Origin of the sequence: Streptomyces sp. NPDC053541, from assembly GCF_044544705.1 — a bacterium.
In the GTDB taxonomy this organism is placed as follows: Bacteria; Actinomycetota; Actinomycetes; order Streptomycetales; family Streptomycetaceae; genus Streptomyces.
On sequence record NZ_JBITXM010000008.1, the window covers coordinates 389,846 to 414,505 of the forward strand.

Here is a 24,660-nt window from a genome sequence, read left to right on the forward strand (position 1 = left end):
AGGAAGCCCGTCCCATGCTGCGCATCGCCGTCCCCAACAAGGGTTCTCTCTCCGGACCTGCGATGGAGATGCTCCATGAGGCGGGCTACCGGCAGCGCAAGGAGTCCAAGGAACTCGTCACCGTCGACCCCGAGAACGAGGTGGAGTTCTTCTACCTCCGCCCCAAGGACATCGCGATCTACGTGGCGTCCGGCCGGCTCGACATCGGCATCACCGGCCGCGACCTGCTCCTGGACTCCGGCGCCAACGCCGAGGAGATCCTCCCGCTGAACTTCGGCCGCTCCACCTTCCGCTACGCCACCCGTCCGGGCACCGCGAGCGGACCCGCCGACTTCCACGGCATGACGATCGCCACCTCCTACGAGGGCATCGTCGCCAAGCACCTCGCCGAGCAGGGCGTCGACGCCTCCGTCGTGCACCTCGACGGCGCCGTCGAGACCGCGATCCAGCTGGGCGTCGCCCAGGTCATCGCGGACGTCGTCGAGACCGGCACCAGCCTGCGCAACGCCGGCCTCGAGGTCATCGGCGAGCCGATCCTCACCTCCGAGGCCGTCGTCGTGCGCCGCACCGGCGCCCCCGACGACGATCCCAAGGTCCAGCAGTTCCTGCGCCGCCTCCAGGGCGTCCTGGTCGCCCGCAGCTACGTGATGATGGACTACGACTGCCGCGCCGAGCACCTGGAGCAGGCCGTCGCCCTCACCCCGGGCCTGGAGTCGCCCACCGTCTCGCCGCTCCACAACGAGGGCTGGGTCGCCGTGCGCGCCATGGTCCCCGCCAAGGAGGCGCAGAAGGTCATGGACGACCTGTACGAGCTCGGCGCCCGCGCCATCCTCACCACGGCCATCCACGCCTGCCGCCTCTGAGCCGCCGGCAGCAGGCCCCAGGAACACAGGACCCCAGGAACACAGGACCAGGAACGCCGATGTCCTCCGACAGCACCCTCCCCACCCTCCCGGTCACCTTCCGGCCGGGCCGCACCCGGGCCGTCCTGCTGAGCCTGGGCGTGGCGATGTTCGTCGTCATCACGGCGGTCGGACTGGTCCTGGAGAAGCTGAACCCGGGGGAGCGGGCCAGCTTCGTCTTCACCGCCGCGCTCTTCCTCGGCGTCCTGGTGCTGCTCAGCCGGCCCAAGGTGGTCGCCGACGACGAGGGCGTGACGGTCGTCAACATCACCCGCAAGCGCCGGCTCGCCTGGGCCGAGATCCTCAAGGTCAACCTGCGCCCCGGCGACGCCTGGGTGTTCCTCGACCTGAGCGACGGCACCAGCCTGCCGGCCCTCGGCATCCAGCCCGGCATCGCCCGGGAGCAGGCCATCCGCGACGCCCGCGCGCTGCGCGCGCTCGCCGAGAGCCGGGGCACCGGGACCGAGTCCCGCTGACCCCGGCCCGGATCGGGGACGACCCCGATCCGTCCCCCATACGGGGCCGACCCCCTGCCCGTGACGGCCGGGGCGTGACTAATCTGGTGGCGGTGGTGCCGAGCGGCACCACCGCCTCGCACGTGCAGGGCCGCCCGCCGGCGGCCCGCGAGGCCGCCCAACGACTCCGAGGAGTGACTCCCTCCGGCAATGGACGGATCGTCCGGTAGTACCTGCGCCGCCCCCTCCCCCGAGGCGGCGGCATGATCGTCTCCCTGTCGCTGCTCGCCGCAGCCTTCCTGCTCATCCTCGCCAACGGCTTCTTCGTGGCCGCCGAGTTCGGCCTCGTCACCGTCGAGCGCGCCGAGGCCGAGCGGGCCGCCGCCGAAGGCGACCGCCGCGCCCGCGGCGTCGTCCGGGCCCTCAAGGAGCTGTCCTTCCAGCTCTCCGGCACCCAGCTCGGCATCACCATCACCTCGCTCGTCACCGGCATGCTCGCCGAGCCCGCGCTCGCCGGACTGCTCGACGGGCCGCTCACCGCGACCGGACTGCCCGAGGGGGCCGTCCCCGGCATCGCCGTCCTCGTCGGCATGCTGCTCGCCTCCGCGGTCCAGATGGTCGTCGGCGAACTCGTCCCGAAGAACTGGGCGGTCTCCCGGCCGCTCCAGGTGGCCCGCTTCGTGGCCGGACCGCAGCACGTCTTCGCGAGCCTCTTCCGGCCCGTGATCACCCTGCTCAACACCGTCGCCAACCGGCTCGTCCGGCTGTTCGGCGTGGAGCCGGCCGACGAGCTCGACTCCGTCCGCACCCCCGGCGAGCTGGTCCAGCTGGCCCGCCACTCCGCCGAGGCCGGCGCCCTGGAGCAGGACACCGCCGACCTCTTCGTGCGCACCCTCACGCTCGGCGGGCTGACCGCCGAGCAGCTCATGACCCCGCGGGTGCGGGTGAGCGCCCTCCAGACGGACGCCACCGCGGCCGACGTCCTCAACCTGACCCGGGCCACCGGCCTGTCCCGCTTCCCGGTCTACCGGGAGCGGATCGACGAGATCGTCGGCATGGTCCACCTCAAGGACGCCCTCGCCGTCGTCCCGCACGAGCGGCACCGCACCTCGGTGGGCCGGATCGCCGTCCCGCCGCTGCTCGTCCCCGAGTCGCTGCCGGCCCAGGCCCTCCTGGAGCGGCTGCGCCGCGAGCAGCCCATCGCGGTCGTCGTCGACGAGTACGGCGGCACCGCCGGCGTCGTCACCCTGGAGGACATCGTCGAGGAGCTGGTCGGCGAGGTCCGCGACGAGCACGACACCGCCGCCGACGAGCGGCCCGAGCTGGCCGCCGTGCCGACCGAGGACGGCAGCCAGATCTGGGAGGCCGACGGCTCCTGCCGGGTGCACACCCTGCACCGGATAGGCCTCGACGTGCCCGACGGGCCGTACGAGACGGTCGCCGGGCTCGTCGCCGACCTGCTCGGGCGCATCCCCGCCCCCGGCGACCGGGCCGAGCTGCCCGGCTGGCGGCTCTCCGTCCGCCAGGTCGACCGCTACCGCGCCGAGCGGGTGCGCATCGTGCGCACCGCCCCGGTGCCCGTCGGGGCGGAGGCCGCCCGATGAGCCTGCTGCCCCTGCTCCTCGCCGTGCTCCTGGTGCTCGCCAACGGCTTCTTCGTGGGCGCCGAGTTCGCGCTCGTCTCCGTCCGCCGCAGCCAGATCGAGCAGCGCAGCGGCAAGCGGGCCCGCCAGGTGCTGTACGGCCTGGAGAACCTCCCGCAGATGATGGCCGCCGCCCAGTTCGGCATCACGGTGGCCTCGCTGACCCTCGGCGCCGTCGCCGAGCCGACCGTGGCCCGGCTGCTCGAACCGGTCTTCCACGCCGTGGGCGTGCCGGACGGCCTGGTCCACCCGCTCGGCTATGTGATCGCGCTCGCCGTGGTGGTCTTCCTCCACCTGGTGATCGGCGAGATGGTCCCGAAGAACCTGGCCATGGCCGACCCCGAGCGCACCGCGCTCGTCCTCGGCCCCGCCCTGGTCGGCTTCGCGCGCCTGTGCCGCCCGGTCACCACCGCGCTCGGCGCCTGCGCCCGGCTGGTCCTGAGGGCCTTCAAGGTCGAGCCGAAGGACGAGGTGGAGGCCGTCTTCACCTCCGCCCAGCTCGGCCGGCTCGTCGAGGACGCCGGCCAGGCCGGACTGCTCGACCCGGCCGAGCAGGAGCGCCTGGAGGACGCGCTCGAACTGGGCACCCGCCCGGTCACCGACGTCCTCATCCCGTACGCCTCGCTGGTCACCGTGCCCCCGTCGGTCACCCCCCGGGAGATCGAGGAACTGACCGTGCGGACCGGCTTCTCCCGCTTCCCCGTGCGCGCCCCCGGCGGCGCGGCCGGCGGCCGGGGCGCCTTCATGGGATTCGTGCACGTGAAGGACGTCCTCGACCTGGAGGACCCGGAGCGGGCGGTGCCCCAGCAGGTGTGGCGCCCCATGGCCACGCTGCGGGCCGAACTCCCGCTGGACGACGCGCTCACCGTGATGCGCCGGGCCGCGACCCACCTCGCCCAGGTGTCCGACGCCTCCGGCCGGGTGCTCGGCCTGGTCGCGCTGGAGGACGTCCTGGAGATGCTGGTCGGCGAGGTCCGTGACCCCGCGCACCGGATCCGGACCGTGGTGCGCCACCCGTCCGCCGGGACGTCCACCGGGTCGGCCGGAGGGTCGTCCGGCGGCCGGCCGTCCCCCCGGGTGCTCGCCGGCTGAGTCCGGGCCCGGGGCCGAGTCCCCGGGCCCGAAGGGGCCACCCTGGGAGCCGCCGGTCAGACGCCCGGCGGCTCCTGCGGTCCCCGGCCCGCCGGGCCGCGCCCGGACAGCACCTCGCCGTACGCCTGCATCAGGTCCGGCAGCCGCAGCGTGGCCAGGTCCTCGCGGCTCGGCACCGTGCCGTAGCCGGACAGCCGCAGGTCCCGGTAGGCGCAGGACTTCTCGTACAGGGTGCGCAGGAAACGCCCGTTGCCCAGCTCGTCGATCCAGCCCTGCTCCACCACGTGCCCGCTGATCGAGCGCAGCTCCTCCAGGGCCTCCTCGTCCCAGCCGTCGCCGTTCGCGGCGGCCAGCACCTTGCCGATCTCGGTCAGCTCAAGGGGGCGGTACGAGGGGAAGTCGACCCGGGTGGTGAAGCGCGAGGAAAGGCCGGGGTTGGCGGCGAGCAGCCGGTCCATGCCCTCCGGATAGCCGGCCAGGATCACCACCAGGTGGTCCCGGTTGTCCTCGGCCCGCTTGAGGAGCACCTGCAGGGCCTCGTCGCCGTAGGCGTCGCCCTTGCTGTAACCGGTGTTGGAGAGCGAGTAGGCCTCGTCGACGAACAGCACCCCGCCGACCGCCGAGTCGATCAGCTCGTTGGCCTTGACCGCGGTCTGGCCCAGGTACTCGCCGACCAGATCGGCCCGCTGGGCCTCCACCAGATGGTCGCCGCCGAGCAGGCCCAGCGCGTAGAACACCCGGCCCAGGATCCGGGCCACGGTGGTCTTCCCGGTGCCCGAGGGACCGGAGAAGACAAAGTGACGTTTCGGCGGCTGGACCGGCAGGCCCTGCCCGGCGCGCAGCCGCGCCATCTCCAGCTGCGCCGACAGCGCCTTCACCTGCCGCTTGACCGGCTCCATCCCGACCATCCGCTCCAGCTCGGCCAGCGCCTCCGCGAGCAGCTCCGGGTCGGTGGTGCCGGCCGGGAAGCGGGGCGGGGCCGGCTGCGCCGGGACGGCCGCCTTCTGCCGTACGACATCGGGCGGCTCCGGCGGCGCGGGCGGCGGACCGGTCTCCGGCCGGAGCAGCAACCCGTCGCCGCCGGCGCCCTCCGGCCCGTCCCGCTCGCCGTCCACCGTGTCCTGGCCGAGCCCGCCGTACATCGCCGGGGCATAGCCCACCGGGTCGTCGGGGCCCTCGAAGCCGTCGTACTCGGCGATGGCCGCGAGCCGGGCCGCGGTGTCCATGAAGGCCGGGTCGATCCGGTGCACCGCCCGGTAGAGCGGCAGCGCGGCGGCGGACCGGCCGGTGCCCTCGTGCGCCCGGGCCAGCCAGTAGCGCAGCTCCTTGCGCTGCGGCTGCTCGCTGCGGCAGCGCATCAGCGCCGCCGAGAGCAGCGGCTCGGCCTGCCCGTACATCTCCAGGCGCACCCGGGCCATGCCGCCGAACAGGCCCGCCTCGATGCCGAGCAGCGGGTCGTCGACCAGGGCCTCGGTGTGCCGGACCAACTGCTCCCAGTCCTTGACCAGATAGGCGCGACAGGCGTGCAGGAAGCGCACCTGCGGGTCGGCGTCGACCGGCGGGAGCCCGGCGAGCGCCCGGTCCAGCTCCGGCACGTGCCGCCCGTCGAGCCAGTGCGAGGCGTGGGCGAGCAGCAAGTCGCGCGGGGTCTCAAGGACCGGCTGCACCCACCAGCCCAGCCAGTACCAGGAGTTGAGGGTGCGGCGGTGCCGGGCCCGCTGCTCGCCGAAGCGCTCGCGGTGCCGGTACATGCGCAGCAGCGCGGTCGTGGTGTCCACCCGGAGCGCGTGCAGCCCGAGCCAGCCGTCGGCCATGCCGGGGTCGATGCGCACCGCCGTCCGGAACTCCTCCTCGGCCTGCGGATAGGCGCCCATCGTGTAGGCGTCGACTCCGCGCAGCCAGGCGAGCTCGGCGGGGGCATGCGTGCCCTGTGTGCCGAAGTCCATCGGGTCCCCCACAACCGTCTGCACGTGGACGGGAATTGACCGCACCGAGGGGCATCGTACCTGCGCAGGGGGTGCGTGATGAGGGGGAAGAGGGCGATCGGTCGTGATCGACACGATCCGCGACCCGTCCACCGGCCGTGACCCTCGGTGATGACGGGGGCGGAACGAAGCCCCCGATCACGGGGGAACAACCGGGGGCTTCGCGTCCGCGGCGGCTTCGCAGAGCCGCACATTCAGAACGTAAGACCTGTACGCCCCTTGGGTCAAGCCGAGTTGAGGCACTTGCGGAAGCGGAGTTCCGTCCACTCAGTTTGCGGCCGGGGACTCGTCACGGTGGGTGATGATCTGGTTCGGGCCCGCTGTCACAGAGGGCCCTGGCAGCCACGCGTAACCCTCGCCGCGCTCCCGTACCAGGATGTCGGCGAAGGGCCGCGAGGGGTCCTCGGCGAAATGGCGAGTCTCCGCCACGGTCCAGCCGTCCCAGAACGCGGCCTGCGCCGGCCCGTCCCGGCGCCGCCCGCGTTCCCAGGACTCCTCGGGGCCGCGCTCCATCCACAGCAGTCGCGCCAGGAACGGCCGCAGCACCCGCCGCCCGGCCCCCACGCCCTCCACGAGCACCACGGGCGCCGGCTCCAGCGTCCGCGCCGGGCCGAAGGCGCGCAGATTCCAGTCGTACGGGTGATAGCGCGCCGTCCGGCCCTCGGACAGCGGCACCACGACCTGCTCCAGGAGCCGGCCGGTCCACTCGAAGAGCTCCGCGTGGCTCGCCAGGTCGTCCAGGTGCAGCACCGGCGCGCCGTCGAGGGCCTCGGACAGCCGTCCGGCCAGCGTGGACTTGCCGGACCCGGCGTGCCCGTCGACCGCCACGAGCCGCACCGGGCCGCAGGAGGGCGGCAGCCGGCGCAGTGCGGCGGCGGCGCGGTCCAGGTCCTCGGTCATGCGTTCAGGGTAGGGGAGCGGCCGGCGCGGAACCGACGCAGGTCAGCGAGCCGGGCAGTGCCACTGGTGGAGACCAATATTGCTCGCGCGGCGCGTGCCGAATCGCTGGCCGAAGCCGTCCGCGAGCCGGGATAGTGGGGCCCGCAGCCCGTCCGTTCGCCACCACCGACTGGAGGGTCACCGCCCATGCCCCCTGCCACCCCGCGCAGAACCGTCCTCGTCGCGGCCCTCGCCGCGGCGGCCGGAACGGCGGCCTCGGCCGCCGCCGTCACCCCGGCCGCCGCCACGCCCGCCGACGCGGAGGCCCACGCCGACGCGGAGGCCCGCGAGGGCGAGGCGCCCGCCCCGCGCCTCGTCGACAACCGCTTCTGGTCGAGCTACACCGACTGGCGCTGCGGCACCGCCGCCGGCACCCGGGCCGTCGCCGGTCACCGCCCCGGCCTGGTGCTCGCCGAACCGGCCGGCCGCACCGACTACACCGACCCGCACACCGGCCGGACCGGCACCTGGGAGTACGCGACCTGGACCTCGCCCGTCCACACCTCGACGGTCCCCGCGACCGAGGTCATCGCCTCCTGGAACGCCCACACCCCGCCCGGCACCTGGATCCAGGTCGACCTGCGCGGGACCTACGGCGACGGCACCGACACCCCCTGGTTCGTGATGGGCCGCTGGGCCTCCGGCGACACCGACATCCGCCGCACCTCGGTCGACGACCAGAGCGACGGCAGGTCCTCGATCTGGACCGACACCTTCGCGGTCGACGACCCGGCGAGCGGCCTCCGGCTGGTTTCCTACCGCCTCCGCCTCACCCTCCACCGCACGCCCGGCACCGACCTGACCCCGGTGGTGTGGCGGCTCGGGGCGATGGCCTCCGACGTCCCGGACCGCTTCGAGGTGCCCGCCTCTGCGCCGGGCCTCGACCACGAGCTGACCGTCCCGCGCTACTCCCAGAACACCCACGTCGGCCAGTACCCCGAGTACGACAACGGCGGCGAGGCCTGGTGCAGCCCGACCTCCTCGCAGATGATCGTCGAGTACTGGGGCCGCCACCCGTCCCCCGAGGACCTCTCCTGGGTGAACCCCGCCTACGCCGACCCCCAGGTCTGCCACGCGGCCCGCTTCACCTACGACCACCAGTACGAGGGCTGCGGCAACTGGCCCTTCAACGCCGCCTACGCGGCCACCTACCCCGACATGAACGCGGTGGTGACCCGCCTCTCCTCCCTCACGGACCTGGAGACCCTGATCCGCGCCGGCATCCCGGCCATCACCTCCCAGTCCTTCCGCAAGGACGAACTCACCGGCGCCGGCTACGGCACCGCGGGCCACCTGATGACCGTCATCGGCTTCACCGCCACCGGCGACGTCATCGCCAACGACCCGGCCTCCCCGAACAACGAGGCGGTCCGCAGGGTCTACCGCCGGCGCGAGTGGGAGAACATCTGGCTCCGCACGAAGCGCTACAACGCCACCGGCAAGGTCGTCTCCGGCACGGGGGGCGTCTGCTACCTCTACTTCCCCGACCGTCCGACCCCCGCCCAGCGCAAGGCGCTCCAGGCGGTCGGCGTGCTCTGAGCGGGAGGCGGACGGGGCCCGGCAGGTGGCCGGTCAGCGGTGCGGGACGTCCCGGACGAAGACCAGGGCGTCCGCGGCCGGCAGGTGCGCCGGGTCCAGAGGGGCGTAGCCGAACCAGGGGGAGACGCGGGGTTCCGGGAGGGCGGGGCCCAGGGCCGCAGTGAGGCGGCGGGGGTCGAGGAGGGCGGCGGGCTCCGGGAGGCGCGCGTGGAGGCGGCCCTCCAGGGTGTCCGGCGGCGGGGCGTCCACGCCCTGGTGGCGGAGGGTGCCGAGGGCGGTGGGGAGGAAGGCGTACTCCGCGCCGAGGTGCCCGCTCACCAGGGCGCCGGCGCTCCACCAGACCAGCGGCTCGCCGCCCATGCGCATGCTGCTCCGCTCCCGCTGGAGATGGGAGTTGTGGGCGTACGCGAAGACCGGGCCGCGCTCGGCGAGGGCGAGCAGGTTCTCGGCCATCATCCGGTCCCGGATCCCGAGCAGCCGGGGGAGCCGCGCGGGGGTGGGGTCCGCCATCCCGTGGTGGTACCGGAGCAGGCCGAGCGCCGTGCGCGCGTGGAGGCGGGCGAGCTCCACCTCCTCCCGGGAGGTCTCCGCGAGCAGCAGCGGCGCTTGCTCCTCCAGCAGCGCCGCCAGGTCGTCGGCGATCAGTCGCAGCTCCGCGGCCTCGGGCGAGCGGCCCACCGAGCGGGCCGGTTCGTACATCACGGCCGGGTCGGTCCACCGCTCGTCGGCGCCCAGGAGCCGGTCGAGGGTGTCCGCCCCGCAGGGCAGCAGGCCGGGGTCGACGTGGGCCGCGAGCCGGGCGTGGAGGGTGGTGAGGGCGGCGCGCGGGCTCGCGGCGGCGCTGATCTCCAGCGGGCCGTCGAAGCCGGCGAAGCGGACGCGGTCGCCCGCGGGCCGCCCCTCGTTGAACGCGCGCATCCACCGCACCAGGGCGCGGTTCGCGGCGGAGCCGCCCCAGCCGTGGCTGATCCCGCGCGCCACCACCTCGTCGAGCAAGCCCTCGCCCCCGTTCACGTACGCGTCCACGCGCAGTCCCGCGAGGCAGTCGCTCTCCAGCGCGATCGTCCGGTAGCCGGCCTCCTCGACGAGCTGCCGGAAGAGGGCGTTGCGCAGGTCGAGGAGCGCGTCCTCGCCGTGGGTGGGCTCGCCGAGCGCGAGCAGCCGGGGGCGGGCCCCGAGCAGTTCCAGGACGGAGGCAGCGGAGAGGGAACGGGCACAGTCCTTGGTGTCAGTCGCCATGCCTTCCACGCTATCGTTGAAGATTCGGTGGAGACTTTTGCCGGAGCAGCCCCCGCTATTGTGGAATTCATGGCGACAAAGCTTCAAAGTGAGCCGCACGGGGGTGCCGGCGCGGGGCGGCGGCTGCGGCCGGTCGACCTGGCGCGCCCGCACGGTCTGTCCACCCAGGCCGTCCGCAACTACGAGGAGGCCGGCATCCTCCCGCCGGCCGACCGCACCCCTTCCGGCTACCGCGCCTACACCCCCCGGCACGCCGACGCCCTCCGCGCCTTCCTCGCCCTGCTGCCCGGCCACGGCCACCCGACGGCCGCCGCGATCATGCGGGCCGTCCACGAGGGCGACCCCGACGAGGCCTTCCGCCTCGTGGACGAGAGCCACGCCCTGCTGCTGGAGGACCGCCGCACCCTGCGCGAGGTGGAGAACGCCCTGCGCGACCTGGGGCCCCGGCCGCTGTCCGGCCCGGGCCCGGCCGGGGAGGGGGACACCTCCATCGGCCCGCTCGCCCGCCGGCTCGGCATCCGGCCGGCGACCCTGCGCGCCTGGGAGCGCGCCGGAGTGGTGCGGCCGCGCCGGGACCCCCGTACCGGATACCGGGTGTACGCGGCGGCCGACGTACGCGACGCCCGCATGGCCCACCAGCTGCGCCGCGGCGGACACCCGCTGGAGCGGATCGCCCCGCTGCTCGACCGGGTCCGGGCCGCCGGCGGCCTCGAACCCCTGGAGGGCGCCCTCGCCGAGTGGCGCGCCCGCCTCGCCGCCCGCGCCCGCGCGCTGCTCGCCGGGGCGGCGGCACTCGACGCCTATCTGCGCGCACACGGCTGAGCCGGCCCGGCCCGAAAGAAGCGGCCCCGCCCCGGAGCCGTGACACCCGACCGCCCAGCGGGCATAACCCTCCCGACCGGCCCCGAGCCCGGAGCCCCCACGTCAGGAGCGTGCCGCCATGGTCGAACGACGGCTGCCCAGCGACGAGGCCCGCGAACTGCTCGCCCTCGTACGGGAGATCGCCGTGCGCGAGATCGCGCCGGGCGCCGCCGAGGAGGAGGCGGCCGGGCACTTCCCGCGCGAGCTGTTCCGGCTGCTCTCCGCGTCCGGGCTGCTCGGGCTGCCGTACGACGCCGCCCACGGCGGCGGCGACCAGCCCTACACCGTGTACCTCCAGGTCCTGGAGGAGCTGGCCGCGGCCCGGCTGACCGTGGGCCTCGGGGTGAGCGTGCACAGCCTGTCCTGCCATGCCCTGGCCGCCTTCGGCAGCGCCGAACAGCGGGCCGCGCACCTGCCCGCCATGCTCGGCGGCGGCCTGCTCGGCGCGTACTGCCTGTCCGAGCCCTCCTCCGGCTCCGACGCGGCCGCGCTGCGCACCCGGGCCGTCCGCGATGGCGACGACTGGGTGCTCGACGGCACCAAGGCGTGGATCACCCACGGCGGGATCGCCGACTTCTACACCGTCATGGCCCGCACCGGCGGCGAGGGCCCCAGGGGGATCACCGCCTTCCTGGTCCCCGGGGACGCGCCCGGTCTGAGCGCCGCCGCGCCCGAGCGGAAGATGGGCCTGAAGGGCTCGCCCACCGCCCAGGTGCACCTCGACGGGGTGCGGGTGCCCGACGCCCGCCGGATCGGGGCGGAGGGGCAGGGCTTCGCCATCGCCCTCGCGGCCCTCGACTCGGGGCGCCTCGGCATCGCCGCCTGCGCGGTGGGCGTGGCGCAGGCCGCCCTCGACACGGCGGTCTCGTACGCCCGGGAGCGCCGGCAGTTCGGACGGCCGATCGCCGACTTCCAGGGACTGCGCTTCCTGCTCGCCGACATGGCCACCCAGGTCGAGGCCGGCCGGGCGCTGTACCTGGAGGCGGCCCGGCTGCGCGACGAGGGCCGTCCCTTCGGCAAGCAGGCGGCCATGGCGAAGCTGTTCTGCTCGGACGCGGCGATGCGGGTGACCACGGACGCGGTGCAGGTGCTCGGCGGGTACGGCTACACGGCGGACTTCCCCGTCGAGCGGCTGCTGCGGGAGGCGAAGGTGCTCCAGATCGTGGAGGGCACCAATCAGATCCAGCGCGTGGTCATCGCCCGTCACCTGGCCGGACCAGAGTCCCGTTGACCCGTACCGTGCGGTCGGCCCAGACGGGGCCCGCGGCGAGCCGGCTCCACTCCTGGTCGCGGTGGCCCGGCAGGGTCCGGCCGCGGCTGGCCCACAGTTCGATCAGCGCCTTGTAGATGGGCGGGTCGGCCGGGTGGGAGGGGTGCGGCGGGGCGGCGGCCTGCGCCGGGGCCGGTACGGGGACCGGCATCGGCATCGGTCCCGGAGCCGGCGCGGGGGCCGGCGCGGGCACGGGCACGGGCGCGGGGGTGGTGCCGGACGCGGCGGCCGGCGGCTCGAAGGCCTGCGCCGGGGCGGGAACCGGCGCCGGAACCGCCTGCTGAACCGATTCTTCAGAGCGCGGCTCGGACTGTCGATGCCGGCCGTATCCGCTGGGTGTCGTATACAGCGTGGTCATGCCCGGACCAACGCTCCGGCGCCGCCCCCGGTCACCGCCGGACGCCGTCGAGCGGAAGTTCGAGGCGTCCCCGCCCCCGGCCCCGGACCGTCCCCCCCAGCCCCGGACCGCCCACGACTCCGGGCTGTCCCCGGCCGTCCGCCGCCGCTTCGCGGTGCACGCCTCTGGTCGGCGGCCGAGCTCCTGACGTACCGTCAGATCCCTGTCGCCGCCGAGGAGGTCACACGTGTCAGACGACCGGCCCGTCCCGCTCGACGAATACCCCGTGCACCAGGCACCGCTCTCCATGAAGCACCACGTCAGCGGCGACCGGAACGCCTACGACCGGTGCATCTTCCACGTCTTCGACCACCGGGGCCGCGCCCTGCTCGTCACCGGGCTCGGCGTCTACCCCAACACCGGCGTCATCGACGCCTACGCGACCCTGCGCACCGGCGACCGGATGCACGCCGTCCGCGCCTCCGACGCCCTCGGCGAGGACCGCATGCACCTCTCCGTCGGCCCGGTGTCCCTGTCCGTCGACGAACCGCTCCGGCGCCTCTCCCTGCACTGCGAGCCCGACCCCGCCGACCCCGAGGGCCTCTCCTTCGACCTCACCTGGACCGGCGACTTCCCCGCCGTCTGGGAACCCCACCACACCCAGCGGCGCGGCGACCGTCTCACCCTGGAGGGCCGCCGCTTCGTGCAGGCCGGGCACTGCGCGGGCGTGATCCGGGCCGGCGGCGAGGAGTTCACCGTCACGGCGGGGGAGTGGACCGGCACCCGCGACCGCAGCTGGGGCGTGCGCCCGCTGCCCGGCGAAGAACCGGGCCGCGCCGAGGAGTTCCGCCCCGAGGGCTTCCACTGGCTCTGGATCCCGGTGCGCTTCGAGGACCGCTTCCTGATGGTCGTCGTCCAGGAGGACGCCGACGGCTACCGCACCCTCAACGAAGCCCTGCTCGTACGGAACGGCCACCGCGACACCCAACTCGGCTGGCCCCGCACCGAGATCACCTACCGCCCCGGCACCCGGGACCCCGAACGGGCCGTCGTCCACCTCACCGACCCGGCCGGCAAGCCCCTGGAGGTCGGCGTCGAGATCCTCGCCTCCTCCCCGCTCGCGATCGGCGCCGGCTACCCGCCCGCCCCCGACTGGCAGCACGGCAGCTGGCAGGGCCGCGGCTGGACCGACCGCCGGGTCTACGAGCTCGCCGACCCCGCCGCCCACCCCCTGGCCGCCTACGGCGTCACCGACCACGCCGCCCGCTTCACCCTCGACGGCCGGACCGGATACGGGATCTTCGAGCACGGCTCCTTCGGCCGCCACGACCCCAGCGGCTTCGCCGACTTCACCTCGACCGCCTCGTGAAGAAGGAGGACGGATGACCGCCCGCGCACCCCGCCCCCGCACCTCCACCCGCGACCCCGAGGAGCTGGGCCGCCGGCTCGCGGCCTGGCTCGACGGCAGGCTGCCCGGCGCCCGGGTCGGCAACCTCGCCGTGCCCGCGTCGAACGGGATGTCCAGCGAGACCCTGCTCTTCGACCTGGAGCACCCCGACGCCCCGGTGCGCGGCTGCGCCCTGCGGCTCGCGGCCGACCCCGCCGCGTACACCGTCTTCCCCGTCTACGACATGGCCCGGCAGCACCGGGTGATGCGACTGGTCGCCGAGCACACCGACGTGCCGGTGCCGCGGGTGCTGTGGCTGGAGGAGGACCCCGGGCCGCTCGGCGCCCCGTTCTTCGTGATGGCCCGCGCCGAGGGCCGGGTCCCGCCGGACGTCATGCCCTACACGTACGAGGGGAACTGGCTGCACGGGGCGAGCGACGCCGAACGGGACCGGCTGGAGGCCGCCTCGGTCGGCGTGCTCGCCCGGCTGCACGACCAGTTCCCGGTGAAGGAGGCGGAGTTCCTGCTGCCCGACGGGCCGGGCAGCCCGCTGCGGCGGCACGTGGACGCCCAACGCGCCTACTACGCCTGGGTGGTGGACGGACTCGCGCCCTCACCGCTGATCGAGTCGGCCTTCGACTGGCTGGAGGCGCACTGGCCTGCCGACGAGGGCCCCGCGGTGCTCACCTGGGGCGACGCCCGGATCGGGAACATCGTCTACGACGGCTTCGAACCGGCCGCGGTGCTCGACTGGGAGATGGCGGCCTGCGCCCCGCGCGAGGTCGACCTCGGCTGGACGGTCTATCTGCACCGCTTCTTCCAGGACCTGACGGTGGGCTTCGGCCAGCCCGGCCTGCCGGACTTCCTGCGCCGCGACGCGATCGAGCGGCGCTACGCCGCGCTCACCGGGCACACGCCCCGGGACATGGAGTTCCACACCCTGTACGCGGCGCTCCGGCACGCGATCGTGATGCTCAGGATCGCCTACCGCCAGGCGCACTTCGGCGAGGTGGAGGTGCCGGTGGACGCCGCCTACGCCGACGGCCTGATCCTGCACCACGCCACGCTGGCGGCGATGGTGCAGGGGCGCTACTGGTGAGGAAGCCGCCGACGGTTCAGGCCGCGCGGCGCAGCTGGGCCGGCTTGATCGGGCGCGAGCCCGGGCCGCCCACGTGCGAGAACGGCTGCATCCGCCAGTCCAGGCCCTGAGGCAGCGTCAGGAGCAGGGCGGTGTCCTGCTCCTGGACCTCCAGGGTGTCGTCGGCGGCGCGCGCGTCGGAGGCGGCGCGGCCGGTGCCGGAGCAGACCGTGAGCACGAAGGGGTTCCACGGCGTCGGGCAGAGCGCGTGCTCCGGCAGGACGTCCTCGTCCGCGAGCAGCGCGATCGGCTGCTCGCAGTCCGGGCAGATCACCCGGTACATCTCAAAGGTGTCGTACGTGTCGAGCTCGTCGACGGCGTCGACGGAATCAACGGGCTCCTGCATGGAGAATCTCCCCCTCGGACGGGTCGGCCGGATCTGAGTGGCCTCGACCACAGCAAGCACTTCCCATACGGCCCGCCGCATAACCGTGAGGTCACGGCCGAGAACCCCAGAACCCTGTGGCGTTCGTCACATGCCGCTCGCAGGTGCCCCCCGGATGCCCCGAACACCCGCATACGGGTCGCCGCCGGACGCCCCCGGCTGGGCCCCGGGCACCCCGGGGCAATAGGGTCACCGCATGGAGGAGCTGGATCGTCAGATCGTCGAGTTGCTCGTCAAGGACGGGCGCATGAGCTACACCGACCTGGGCAAGGCCACCGGCCTGTCCACCTCGGCGGTGCATCAGCGCGTCCGCCGCCTCGAGCAGCGCGGAGTCATCCGCGGCTACGCCGCCGTCGTCGACCCGGAGGCCGTCGGTCTGCCGCTCACCGCCTTCATCTCGGTGAAACCCTTCGACCCCAGCGCCCCCGACGACACCCCCGACCGGCTCGCCGACATCCCCGAGATCGAGGCCTGCCACAGCGTCGCCGGCGACGAGAACTACATCCTCAAGGTGCGCGTCGCCACCCCGCTGGAGCTGGAGCACCTGCTCAGCCGCATCCGCTCCCAGGCCCACGTCTCCAGCCGCACCACGGTCGTCCTCTCGACCCCCTACGAGGCCCGCCCGCCGCGCATCTAGGGCGGGTCCCCAGGATCGGGCCCCGCCGGTCATTTCGTCCCCCACCAGGCCCTAGCCTGGTGGGATGAGCGCGAACGAACACCGCACCGTGCTGTTGCGCGGTGGAGAAGTCCACAGCCCCGCCGACCCCTTCGCCACCGCCATGGTGGTGGAGCGCGGGCACATCGCCTGGGTCGGCTCGGAGGGCGCGGCCGACGCCTTCGTCGCCGGCGTGGACGAGGTGGTCGACCTGGAGGGCGCGCTCGTCACCCCGGCCTTCGTCGACGCGCACGTGCACACCACCGCCACCGGCCTCGCGCTGACCGGTCTCGACCTGTCCGCGGCCGGCTCGCTCGCCGAGGCCGCCGAGCGGATCCGCGCCCACGCCGCCGCCCGCCCCGCCGACCGGATCCTCATCGGGCACGGCTGGGACGCCGCCCGCTGGCCCGAGCGCCGCCCGCTCACCCGCGCCGAGCTCGACGAGCTCACCGGCGGCCGGCCGCTCTACCTCACCCGGATCGACGTCCACTCCGCGCTCGTCACCACTGCGCTGCTCGACCTGGTGCCCGGCGTCCGCGAGCTCGACGGCTTCCACGACGGTCAGCGGCCGCTCACCGGCGACGCCCACCACGCCGTGCGGGCCGCCGCCTACGCGGTCCTGTCGCCGCGCCAGCGCACCGAGGCCCAGCGGGCCGCCCGCGAGCACGCCGCCTCGCTCGGCATCGGCACCCTGCACGAGTGCGGCGGCCCGGAGATCTCCTCCGAGGAGGACTTCACCGGTCTGCTCGACCTGGCCCGCAGCGAGCCCGGCCCGCGGATCGTCGGCTACTGGGCCGACCTGGACGTCGAGCGGGCCCGCGCCCTCGGCGCCCTCGGCGCGGCCGGCGACCTGTTCGCGGACGGCTCGCTCGGCTCGCACACCGCCTGTCTGCACGACCCGTACGCCGACCACTCCGCCGCCGGGCACACCGGCGTCGCCCACCTGGACGCGGCCGCCGTCGCCGCCCACATCGTGGCCTGCACCGAGGCCGGCCTCCAGGGCGGCTTCCACGCCATCGGCGACGCGGCCGTGGACGCGGTCGTCGAGGGCGTCCGGGCCGCCGCCGAGAAGCTGGGCCTGGCCCGGGTCCGGGCCGCCCGGCACCGCGTCGAGCACGCCGAGATGATCAGCCCGGAGGCCATCGCCGGCTTCGCCGAACTGGGCCTGACGGCCTCCGTGCAGCCCGCCTTCGACGCCTACTGGGGCGGCGAGGACGGCATGTACGCCGACCGCCTCGGCGCGGAGCGGGCCCGTGGGCTCAACCCGTACGCGGCGATGCTGCGCGCCGGTGTGCCGCTGGCCCTCGGCTCGGACAGCCCGGTCACCCCGCTGGACCCGTGGGGGACCGTGCGGGCCGCCGCCTTCCACCGCACCCCCGAGCACCGGGTGTCGGTACGGGCCGCCTTCACCGCGCACACCCGCGGCGGCTGGCGTGCGGTCGGCCGCGACGACGCGGGCACGCTGGTGCCGGGCGCCCCGGCGGACTACGCGATCTGGCGGGCCGGCGCGCTGGTGGTGCAGGCGCCGGACGACCGGGTGGCCCGCTGGTCCACCGACCCGCGCTCCGGCACGCCCGGACTGCCCGATCTGACCCCCGGCGGCGATCTTCCGGTCTGCCTGCAGACGGTCGTCTCGGGACAAACCGTGTTCGTGCGCCCGAACGAGTGACATCGGGACATTTCGCACCGCCGCTCGCGTCCCGACGGGCTCGCCCACGACCTGCGGATCTTCCTGCCCCCTCTGCAGTGACGGTTCATCGCCGCAGGTCAAACGGGTGTTGACAGTGGGCGGGCCGTGGCGGGTAGGTTCGGCCCGTCCACCACGGACGTCCGACCGGTTGCAAACCTCCACGCAGGCACCGAACGCCGCCCGCGCCTCGGGGGCGAGGGAAGGTTTTTCCGGCGGAGGGTGCGACCCGGGTGGGGCCCCGGCGTTCAGTAGACAACGGCCTCGGTCGAATCCGCAGCCAGCGGGTCCCGGGTCGGCCCGAAGGACGCCGGGCCCCGATCCCGCACCCCGTGCGCGCGGCTCGCTATGGTGGGGGCTCGCGTATGTATCCGAAGGGGCAGTAGTGAACGACGGTGGCCAGAGGCGTTACGGCCCGCTCGGCGCGGCCTTGGTGATCATCCCGACCTACAACGAGGCGGAGAACATCAAGCCGATCGTCGCGCGCGTGCGGGAGGCCGTTCCCGAGGCGCACGTGCTCGTGGCCGACGACAACAGCCCCGACGGCACGGGCAAGTTCGCCGACGAGATCGCGGCCGAGGACGACCACGTCCACGTCCTGCACCGCAAGGGCAAGGAGGGCCTCGGCGCCGCCTACCTGGCGGGCTTCCGTTGGGGCATGGAGCACGGCTACGAGGTCCTGGTCGAGATGGACGCCGACGGCTCCCACCAGCCCGAGGAGCTGCCCCGGCTGCTCACCGCCCTCAAGGGCGCCGACCTGGTGCTCGGCTCCCGCTGGGTGCCCGGCGGCCGCATCGTGAACTGGCCCAAGTCCCGCGAGTTCATCTCCCGCGGCGGCAGCCTCTACTCCCGGCTCATGCTCGACGTGCCGATCCGCGACGTCACCGGCGGCTACCGGGCCTTCCGCAAGGAGACCCTGGAGGGCCTCGGCCTGGACGACGTCGCCTCGGCGGGCTACTGCTTCCAGGTCGACCTGGCGCGCCGCGCCGTCGCCGCCGGCTTCCACGTCGTCGAGGTGCCCATCACCTTCGTCGAGCGCGAGATCGGCGACTCCAAGATGAGCCGGAACATCGTCGTCGAGGCGCTGTGGCGGGTCACCGGCTGGGGCCTGACCGCCCGGGCCGAGAAGGTCGGCCGGTTCCTCGCCGGCCGCAAGTCCTCCTGAACCGGGCCGGCCGGAGCGCCGTGCCCGGCCCGCACCGGCGACCCCGGCGGCACCGGTCGCGTCCGCGTGCCGCCGTCCGCCCGCCGCTCGCGGGCTGATCCTTCCTTTACGACGTTCCTGCGGGCCGCCAGGCACACTGGGGGCATGACGACCGGCGCACCGCCCACCCGTACCCCCCGGCGCTCCCGCGCCCGCACCTTCGTCCCGCTTGCCCTCGCGGTCTGGCTGGTCCTGGAGATCTGGCTGCTCACCGTCGTGGCCGACGCGGCGGGCGGGATCACCGTGTTCCTGCTCCTGGTGGCCGGCGCCCTGCTCGGCGCCACCGTCGTCAAGCGGGCCGGCCGCCGGGCCTTCGCCAACCTCACCGGGACCTTCCAGCGCGCCCAGGAGGCGGTGCGGCGCGGCGAGGAGCCGCAGGTGCCCGGCCGGGCCGCCGCCGAGGACCGCAACGGCTTCCTCATGCTCGGCGGACTGCTCCTGATGCTCCCCGGCCTGATCTCCGACGCCCTCGGCCTGCTCCTGCTGGTCCCGCCGGTCCGCGCGGCCGTCGGGCGCTGGGCCGAGCGCGCCGTGGAGCGCCGGATGGGCGCCGCGGCACCCGGCAGCCTCCAGGACGCCTTCCAGCAGGCCCGCATCCACCGCCCGGACGGGAAGGTGGTGCCGGGCGAGGTCATCCGCGAGGACGCGCCCCAGGGGCCCGCGCGGCCCGGGGAGCCCCGTCCGCCCCTGCTGCCCTGACCCCCGGTCCGTACGGACACGCCGAGGGGCCCGGTACACGGATCGTGTACCGGGCCCCTCGGCGTATCTCTCGTGGCCGCGCGACCGGCCTGGTGTCGGCCGGTCGGCCGGTCAGGCGGACTTGCGGCTGTCGCGCGGATGCACGGCGATGTTCATGGCGCCGGACCGGAGAACGGCCAGCCGCTCGGCCAGCACCTCCTCCAGCTCCTCGCGGGTGCGCCGCTCCATGAGCATGTCCCAGTGCGTACGCGCCGGCTTGCCCTTCTTCTCCTCGGGGCCGTCCCCGTCCACCAGGAGCGCCTGGCTTCCGCAGACCTTGCACTCCCACTCCGGCGGAATCTCCGCCTCGACCGAGAAGGGCATCTCGAAGCGGTGCCCCTTCTCGCATGCGTACTCCACCGCCTGGCGCGGGGCCAGATCGATGCCGCGGTCGGTCTCGTAGCTGGTCACCACGAGGCGCGTGCCGCGAAGAGCTCGCTCACTCATGAATCGTGCCTCCCGGGCTTGTCGCCCACAGGACAGGTGTCGCTGTCGTCGTCATCCGGTCAACGTCCGGTCGGCGGTAAAGATTCCCGTTCCGGGTCATGCGTCGCCCGTCGTGCCGCCCCTTTTTGTACCCACCAGTGCCCGTTTTGTCACATCTGGCATGAGATGTCACTCAACGTCTTCACCAAGTCAGTACGCAGTAACGGTCCGCCTGGCAGGCCAAACGCGTACACTACCGCCCTTTCACTCCCGCGTCTAAATCCGGGCCGGAACGGGATTGCCCGCGGCCGCCACCGCGGCTCGAACCGGCACCCGCGCGAGGAGCACGAAGCCGATCCCGAAGAAGATCACCAGGGAGATGATGGCATCCCGGTAGCTCCCGGTCAGCTGATACGCGAGACCGAACACCAACGGACCCAGCCAGCTCAGCCCGCGGTCGCTCATCTCGTACGCCGAGAAGTACTCCGCCTCCTTGCCGCGCGGCACCAGGTGCGAGAACAGCGAGCGCGACAGCGCCTGGCTGCCGCCGAGCACCAGGCCGATGGCCGCCGCCAGGCAGTAGAAGAACACCGGCGCACCGGCCGGCAGGAAGTAGCCCGCCGCCAGGATCGCCGCCCACACCGCGAGCGAGCCGAGGATCGTGCGCTTCGCGCCGTACGAGCGGGCCATCCGGCCCATCCCGAGCGCCCCCGCCACCGCGAGCACCTGCACGAGCAGCACCGCCGTGATGAGCGTCGTCTGGTCCAGGCCCAGCTCCTCGGAGCCGTACACCGAGGCCTGCGAGATCACCGTCTGCACCCCGTCGTTGTAGATGAGGTACGCGAGCAGGAAGGACAGCGTCAGCGGGTGCCGCCGCATGTCCCGCAGCGTCGCCCGCAGCTGCTTCCAGCCGCTGCCCACCGCGCCCTCGCCCGGGGCGCCGCCGGCCGCCGCGACCCGCCGGTCCCGCAGCCGCCGCAGCGGCACCAGGGTGAAGGCGCCCCACCACAGCCCGGCCGTGGCCAGGCAGATCCGCACCGCGTCCCCCTCGGACAGGCCGAAGGAGTCGTGCCCCGAGTACAGGACCAGGTCGAGCACCAGGACCAGGGCCCCGGAGGTGTAGCCGAAGGCCCAGCCGCGCGAGGAGACCGCGTCCCGCTCGTCCGGCTCGGCGATCTGCGGCAGATACGCGTTGTAGAGCACCATCGACACCGACAGCGCCGCGTTCGCCACGATCAGCAGGAAGGCGCCGAGCAGATAGCGCTGCCCCTCCAGGAAGAACATCCCGGCCGTCGCCGCCGCGCCCACGTAGGCCGAGGCGGCGAGCAGCGGCTTCTTCCGGCCCGAGCGGTCGGCCGCCGCGCCGACCAGCGGCATCACCAGGACCGCGACGACGATCGACGCCGACACCGCGTACGCGAAGAGGGAACCGGCCCGCACCGGCACGCCCAGCGGGTGCACGAAGCCCTCCGCGTCCGCCGCGGCCTTCGCCACCGAGGTCAGGTACGGGCCCAGGAAGACGGTGAGCACGCTGGTCGAGTAGACCGAGCAGGCGAAGTCGTAGAAGTACCAGCCGCGCTGCTCGCGGCGCCGTTCGGCCGGATCGGCCGCCCGGCCGTCCGGCGTTCCGGCAGTGTCGACGTCGGTCAAGGCCGCGCCCCCTCGCTCGTCCCCGTGGTGCCCCGTGGTGGTGTGCACGCTCAGGCCCACAGTCCCCGGTCGGTGAGGACGGCCCGCAGCGTCTCCAGATGATCGGTCATGATGCCGTCCACGCCAAGGTCCAGGAGGGCGTGCATGCGCTCCGGCTCGTTGATCGTCCACACGTGCACCTGCAGGCCGCGGGCGTGCGCCGCGCGCACGAAGCGCCGGTCCACCACCGGTACGCCCGCCTGGCGCTCCGGCACCTGGGCGGCGACGGCGCCCTCGCGCAGCGGCACGGGCAGCCCCAGGGAGCGCAGCCGCAGCCCGGCGATGCCGGTCACGCCGTACGAGGTGGCGAGGCGCGGCCCGGCGATCCGCTGGGCCCTGGCCACCCGGGACTCCGTGAAGGAGCTCACGCAGACCCGGTCCCAGGCGTTGGTCCGGCCGATCAGGTCGAGCAGCGGGTGGAGCGCCGACTCCGCCTTCAGGTCCACGTTCCAGCGGGCCTCCGGGAACTCCCCGAGCAGGTCCTCGAAGAGCGGCAGCGGCTCCTTGCCGGCCACCCGGGCCTCGCGGACCGCCGCCCACGGCAGGTCCCGGATCCGGCCCCGGGCGTCGGTCACCCGGTCGAGGGTGTCGTCGTGGAAGGCGACGAGCCGCCCGTCGGCGGTGGTGTGCACATCGGTCTCGAAGTAGCGGTAACCGGTCGCGGCGGCCCGCCGGAACGCGGCCGCGGTGTTCTCCAGGCCGTCCGCCGTGCCGCCGCGGTGGGCGAACGGCAGCAGCGGGGCCGGATGGTCGAGGTAGGGGTGGCGTATGCGGGTCACCGCCGCAGTATGGCCTGCCCCGGTGTCCCGGAGGCGACCGGAGTGCTGCCGGCGCCCTCCCCGGGCACGGCGAAGAGCCGCAGGAAGAACTGGGCCAGCGGGCCGATCGACAGCGCGTAGAGGATCGTGCCCACGCCGAACGAGCCGCCGAGCAGGAAGCCGGTGGCGACCACCGCGATCTCGATCGCGGTGCGCACCAGCCGGATCGACCGGCCGGTGAGCCGGTGCAGACCCGTCATCAGGCCGTCGCGCGGGCCGGGACCGAACCGCGCCGCGATGTAGAGGCCGGTGGCCACGCCGTTGAGCACGATGCCGAGCGCCATCAGCGCGATCCCGGCCGGCAGCCCCTCCGCGACCGGCACCAGGGCCAGCGTGCCGTCCATCGCCAGGCCGATGACGAAGACGTTGGACACCGTGCCCAGGCCCGGCTTCTGCCGGATCGGGATCCACACCAGGAGCACCAGCGCGCCCACGACGATGGAGACCGTGCCGATGCTCAGACCGGTCCGGTCCGCGAGCCCCTGGTGCAGCACCCCCCAGGGCTCCAGACCGAGCCCGCCGCGCACCAGCAGCGCCGAGCTGACCCCGTAGAGCGCCAGACCCGCGTAGAGCTGGACGAGCCGGCGGGTGAGGTGCCGGCCGCGGAGACCGGAGGCGATGGACACGGGAATCCCCCTGGGATGACGGCCCGGACCGGGCCGGGTGGTGGAAGTGGACTGGCTCATGACACTCTGTGGCGGGGGACGAGATGCCAACCATGGCCAATTCGCGGAAGGTGGACTGATTTCCATGGCTCAGTGGACCTCGGCGGTGGGGCCGGCCCAGCTCGCCCGGCAACTCCGGGCCCAGCAGCCCCGGCCCGCCGCGCCCGGCGCCCGCAAGCCGCCCGCCTACCGCGCCCTCGCCGACGGCATCCGGCTGCTCGTCCTGGAGGGCCGCGTCCCGGTCGCCGCACGGCTGCCCGCCGAACGCGAACTGGCCCTCGCCCTCACCGTCAGCCGCACCACCGTCGCCGCCGCCTACGAGGCGCTGCGCACCGAGGGCTTCCTGGAGTCCCGGCGCGGCGCCGGCAGCTGGACCGCCGTCCCGGCCGGCAACCCGCTGCCCGCGCGCGGCCTGGAGCCGCTGCCACCGGAGTCCCTCGGCTCCATGATCGACCTGGGCTGCGCGGCGCTGCCCGCGCCCGAGCCGTGGCTCACCCGGGCCATCCAGGGCGCCCTGGAGGAGCTGCCGCCCTACGCCCACACCCACGGCGACTACCCGGCCGGACTGCCGGCGCTGCGGCAGATGCTCGCCGACCGCTACACCGAGCGCGGCATCCCGACCATGCCCGAGCAGATCATGGTCACCACCGGCGCGATGGGCGCCATCGACGCGATCTGCCACCTCTTCGCCGGCCGCGGCGAGCGGATCGCCGTCGAGTCGCCCTCCTACGCCAACATCCTCCAGCTGATGCGCGAGGCCGGCGCCCGGCTCGTGCCCGTCGCCATGGCCGAGGGGCTCGACGGCTGGGACCTGCCCCGCTGGCGCCAGGTGCTGCGCGACGCGGCGCCCCGGCTCGCGTACGTGGTCGCCGACTTCCACAACCCGACCGGCGCGCTCGCCGACGAGGACCAGCGCAGGCAGCTCGTCGAGGCCGCCCGCTCGGCCGGCACGGTGCTCGTGGTCGACGAGACGATGACCGAGCTCTTCCTCGACGAGGACCTGGACATGCCCCGCCGGGTCTGCGCCTTCGACCCGGCCGGCGCCACCGTCCTCACCGTCGGCTCCGCCAGCAAGGCCTTCTGGGCGGGCATGCGGATCGGCTGGGTGCGGGCCGCGCCCGACGTGATCCGCTCCCTGGTCGCCGCCCGCGCCTACGCCGACCTCGGCACCCCCGTCCTGGAGCAGCTCGGCGTCAACTGGCTGATGCGCACCGGCGGCTGGGAGGAGGCCGTCGGCCTGCGCCGTGCCCAGGCCCGGGAGAACCGCGACGCGCTGGTGGCCGCCGTGCGCCGGGAGCTGCCCGACTGGGAGTTCGAGGTGCCCCGCGGCGGGCTCACCCTCTGGGTGCGCACCGGCGGTCTGTCCGGCTCGCGCCTCGCGGAGGTCGGCGAGCGGGTCGGCGTCCGGGTGCCCTCGGGCCCGCGCTTCGGCGTGGACGGCGCCTTCGAGGGCTATGTCCGGCTGCCCTTCACCGTCGGCGGCCCGGTCGCCGAGGAGGCCGCCGTCCGCCTCGCCGCGGCCGCCCGTCTGGTGGAGTCCGGAGCGGGCGCGGGCGGCGAGGCGGGGCCGCGGTCGTTCGTGGCGTGAGCCCCCTCGGGCGATACGG

The 24,660-nt window shown here is 74.3% G+C and carries 23 protein-coding genes; 14 read left to right on the forward strand and 9 right to left on the reverse strand.

The window, feature by feature from the left end; translation table 11 throughout:
* Window positions 1-14: 14 nt before the first annotated feature.
* The 4 genes from hisG to ACIGW2_RS22505 all read left to right on the forward strand — a co-directional run bounded on the left by hisG (window position 15) and on the right by ACIGW2_RS22505 (window position 4,091).
* Complete coding sequence (gene hisG / locus ACIGW2_RS22490; protein WP_361579867.1) at window positions 15-863, forward strand: ATP phosphoribosyltransferase; 849 nt, start codon at window positions 15-17, stop codon at window positions 861-863.
* A 59-nt stretch (window positions 864-922) separates the two neighbouring features.
* Window positions 923-1,378 carry a PH domain-containing protein gene (locus ACIGW2_RS22495; protein ID WP_391653747.1) on the forward strand — a complete coding sequence of 152 codons (456 nt, stop codon included), beginning with the start codon at window positions 923-925 and terminating at the stop codon, window positions 1,376-1,378.
* Between the two features lie 242 nt (window positions 1,379-1,620).
* Complete coding sequence (locus ACIGW2_RS22500; RefSeq protein ID WP_391653746.1) at window positions 1,621-2,961, forward strand: hemolysin family protein; 1,341 nt, start codon at window positions 1,621-1,623, stop codon at window positions 2,959-2,961.
* On the forward strand, window positions 2,958-4,091 hold the full coding sequence (locus tag ACIGW2_RS22505) for a hemolysin family protein (protein WP_391653744.1): 1,134 nt from the start codon (window positions 2,958-2,960) through the stop codon (window positions 4,089-4,091). Before ACIGW2_RS22500 ends, ACIGW2_RS22505 begins: the two co-directional genes overlap by 4 nt.
* 56 nt (window positions 4,092-4,147) lie before the next feature.
* Here ACIGW2_RS22505 and ACIGW2_RS22510 read toward each other — a convergent pair whose 3' ends face one another.
* The gene (locus ACIGW2_RS22510) at window positions 4,148-6,037 is read right to left on the reverse strand and encodes an AAA family ATPase (RefSeq protein WP_356072079.1); all 1,890 of its coding nucleotides are present in this window, start codon (window positions 6,035-6,037) and stop codon (window positions 4,148-4,150) included.
* A gap of 306 nt (window positions 6,038-6,343) precedes the next feature.
* Complete coding sequence (locus ACIGW2_RS22515) at window positions 6,344-6,976, reverse strand: uridine kinase (RefSeq protein WP_399845304.1); 633 nt, start codon at window positions 6,974-6,976, stop codon at window positions 6,344-6,346.
* Window positions 6,977-7,162: 186 nt separating this feature from the next.
* On the opposite strand from ACIGW2_RS22515, the gene ACIGW2_RS22520 reads away from it, so the two are divergent.
* Complete coding sequence (locus tag ACIGW2_RS22520; RefSeq protein WP_391653742.1) at window positions 7,163-8,554, forward strand: peptidase C39 family protein; 1,392 nt, start codon at window positions 7,163-7,165, stop codon at window positions 8,552-8,554.
* Window positions 8,555-8,587: 33 nt separating this feature from the next.
* Here the strand turns inward: ACIGW2_RS22520 and ACIGW2_RS22525 are convergent, their stop codons facing one another.
* A complete protein-coding gene (locus ACIGW2_RS22525; RefSeq protein WP_399845307.1) occupies window positions 8,588-9,793 on the reverse strand; it encodes an erythromycin esterase family protein in 1,206 nt (401 codons plus the stop codon).
* A gap of 69 nt (window positions 9,794-9,862) precedes the next feature.
* On the opposite strand from ACIGW2_RS22525, the gene ACIGW2_RS22530 reads away from it, so the two are divergent.
* Window positions 9,863-10,615: a MerR family transcriptional regulator gene (locus ACIGW2_RS22530; protein ID WP_399845309.1), complete on the forward strand. Its 753-nt coding sequence runs from the start codon at window positions 9,863-9,865 to the stop codon at window positions 10,613-10,615.
* 118 nt (window positions 10,616-10,733) lie between these two features.
* Window positions 10,734-11,885 (forward strand): acyl-CoA dehydrogenase family protein, encoded by a 1,152-nt coding sequence (locus ACIGW2_RS22535; RefSeq protein WP_399845312.1) that lies wholly within the window; start codon window positions 10,734-10,736, stop codon window positions 11,883-11,885.
* Here ACIGW2_RS22535 and ACIGW2_RS22540 read toward each other — a convergent pair.
* Window positions 11,848-12,282 (reverse strand): hypothetical protein, encoded by a 435-nt coding sequence (locus ACIGW2_RS22540; protein WP_399845314.1) that lies wholly within the window; start codon window positions 12,280-12,282, stop codon window positions 11,848-11,850. The genes ACIGW2_RS22535 and ACIGW2_RS22540 overlap by 38 nt on opposite strands.
* A 226-nt stretch (window positions 12,283-12,508) precedes the next feature.
* Between ACIGW2_RS22540 and ACIGW2_RS22545 the strand changes: the two genes are divergently transcribed.
* Window positions 12,509-13,630 carry a hypothetical protein gene (locus ACIGW2_RS22545; RefSeq protein WP_361579846.1) on the forward strand — a complete coding sequence of 374 codons (1,122 nt, stop codon included), beginning with the start codon at window positions 12,509-12,511 and terminating at the stop codon, window positions 13,628-13,630.
* Between the two features lie 13 nt (window positions 13,631-13,643).
* A complete protein-coding gene (locus ACIGW2_RS22550) occupies window positions 13,644-14,747 on the forward strand; it encodes a phosphotransferase family protein (protein ID WP_399845317.1) in 1,104 nt (367 codons plus the stop codon).
* Between the two features lie 16 nt (window positions 14,748-14,763).
* Here the strand turns inward: ACIGW2_RS22550 and ACIGW2_RS22555 are convergent, their stop codons facing one another.
* The gene (locus tag ACIGW2_RS22555; RefSeq protein ID WP_356068912.1) at window positions 14,764-15,132 is read right to left on the reverse strand and encodes a hypothetical protein; all 369 of its coding nucleotides are present in this window, start codon (window positions 15,130-15,132) and stop codon (window positions 14,764-14,766) included.
* 235 nt (window positions 15,133-15,367) lie between these two features.
* On the opposite strand from ACIGW2_RS22555, the gene ACIGW2_RS22560 reads away from it, so the two are divergent.
* The 4 genes from ACIGW2_RS22560 (at window position 15,368) to fxsA (ending at window position 19,416) form a co-directional block, all read left to right on the forward strand.
* A complete protein-coding gene (locus ACIGW2_RS22560) occupies window positions 15,368-15,808 on the forward strand; it encodes an Lrp/AsnC family transcriptional regulator (RefSeq protein WP_030493658.1) in 441 nt (146 codons plus the stop codon).
* 64 nt (window positions 15,809-15,872) lie between these two features.
* Window positions 15,873-17,495 carry an amidohydrolase gene (locus tag ACIGW2_RS22565; protein WP_399845319.1) on the forward strand — a complete coding sequence of 541 codons (1,623 nt, stop codon included), beginning with the start codon at window positions 15,873-15,875 and terminating at the stop codon, window positions 17,493-17,495.
* Window positions 17,496-17,898: 403 nt separating this feature from the next.
* Entirely contained in the window at window positions 17,899-18,678 is a 780-nt protein-coding gene (locus ACIGW2_RS22570; protein WP_356068918.1) for a polyprenol monophosphomannose synthase, read from the forward strand.
* A 144-nt stretch (window positions 18,679-18,822) separates the two neighbouring features.
* Complete coding sequence (gene fxsA / locus ACIGW2_RS22575; protein WP_399845321.1) at window positions 18,823-19,416, forward strand: FxsA family membrane protein; 594 nt, start codon at window positions 18,823-18,825, stop codon at window positions 19,414-19,416.
* A 111-nt stretch (window positions 19,417-19,527) separates the two neighbouring features.
* Here fxsA and ACIGW2_RS22580 read toward each other — a convergent pair whose 3' ends face one another.
* The 4 genes from ACIGW2_RS22580 to ACIGW2_RS22595 form a co-directional block, all read right to left on the reverse strand.
* A complete protein-coding gene (locus ACIGW2_RS22580; RefSeq protein WP_026278069.1) occupies window positions 19,528-19,902 on the reverse strand; it encodes an RNA polymerase-binding protein RbpA in 375 nt (124 codons plus the stop codon).
* Window positions 19,903-20,157: 255 nt separating this feature from the next.
* On the reverse strand, window positions 20,158-21,531 hold the full coding sequence (locus ACIGW2_RS22585; RefSeq protein WP_361579837.1) for an MFS transporter: 1,374 nt from the start codon (window positions 21,529-21,531) through the stop codon (window positions 20,158-20,160).
* Window positions 21,532-21,581: 50 nt separating this feature from the next.
* Entirely contained in the window at window positions 21,582-22,349 is a 768-nt protein-coding gene (locus ACIGW2_RS22590; RefSeq protein WP_391653732.1) for a glycerophosphodiester phosphodiesterase, read from the reverse strand.
* Complete coding sequence (locus ACIGW2_RS22595) at window positions 22,346-23,014, reverse strand: YitT family protein (RefSeq protein WP_391653731.1); 669 nt, start codon at window positions 23,012-23,014, stop codon at window positions 22,346-22,348. Before ACIGW2_RS22595 ends, ACIGW2_RS22590 begins: the two co-directional genes overlap by 4 nt.
* A 124-nt stretch (window positions 23,015-23,138) precedes the next feature.
* Between ACIGW2_RS22595 and ACIGW2_RS22600 the strand changes: the two genes are divergently transcribed.
* Window positions 23,139-24,641, forward strand: coding sequence for a PLP-dependent aminotransferase family protein (locus tag ACIGW2_RS22600; protein ID WP_391653730.1), 1,503 nt, complete (start codon window positions 23,139-23,141; stop codon window positions 24,639-24,641).
* The last annotated feature ends 19 nt before the right edge of the window (window positions 24,642-24,660 follow it).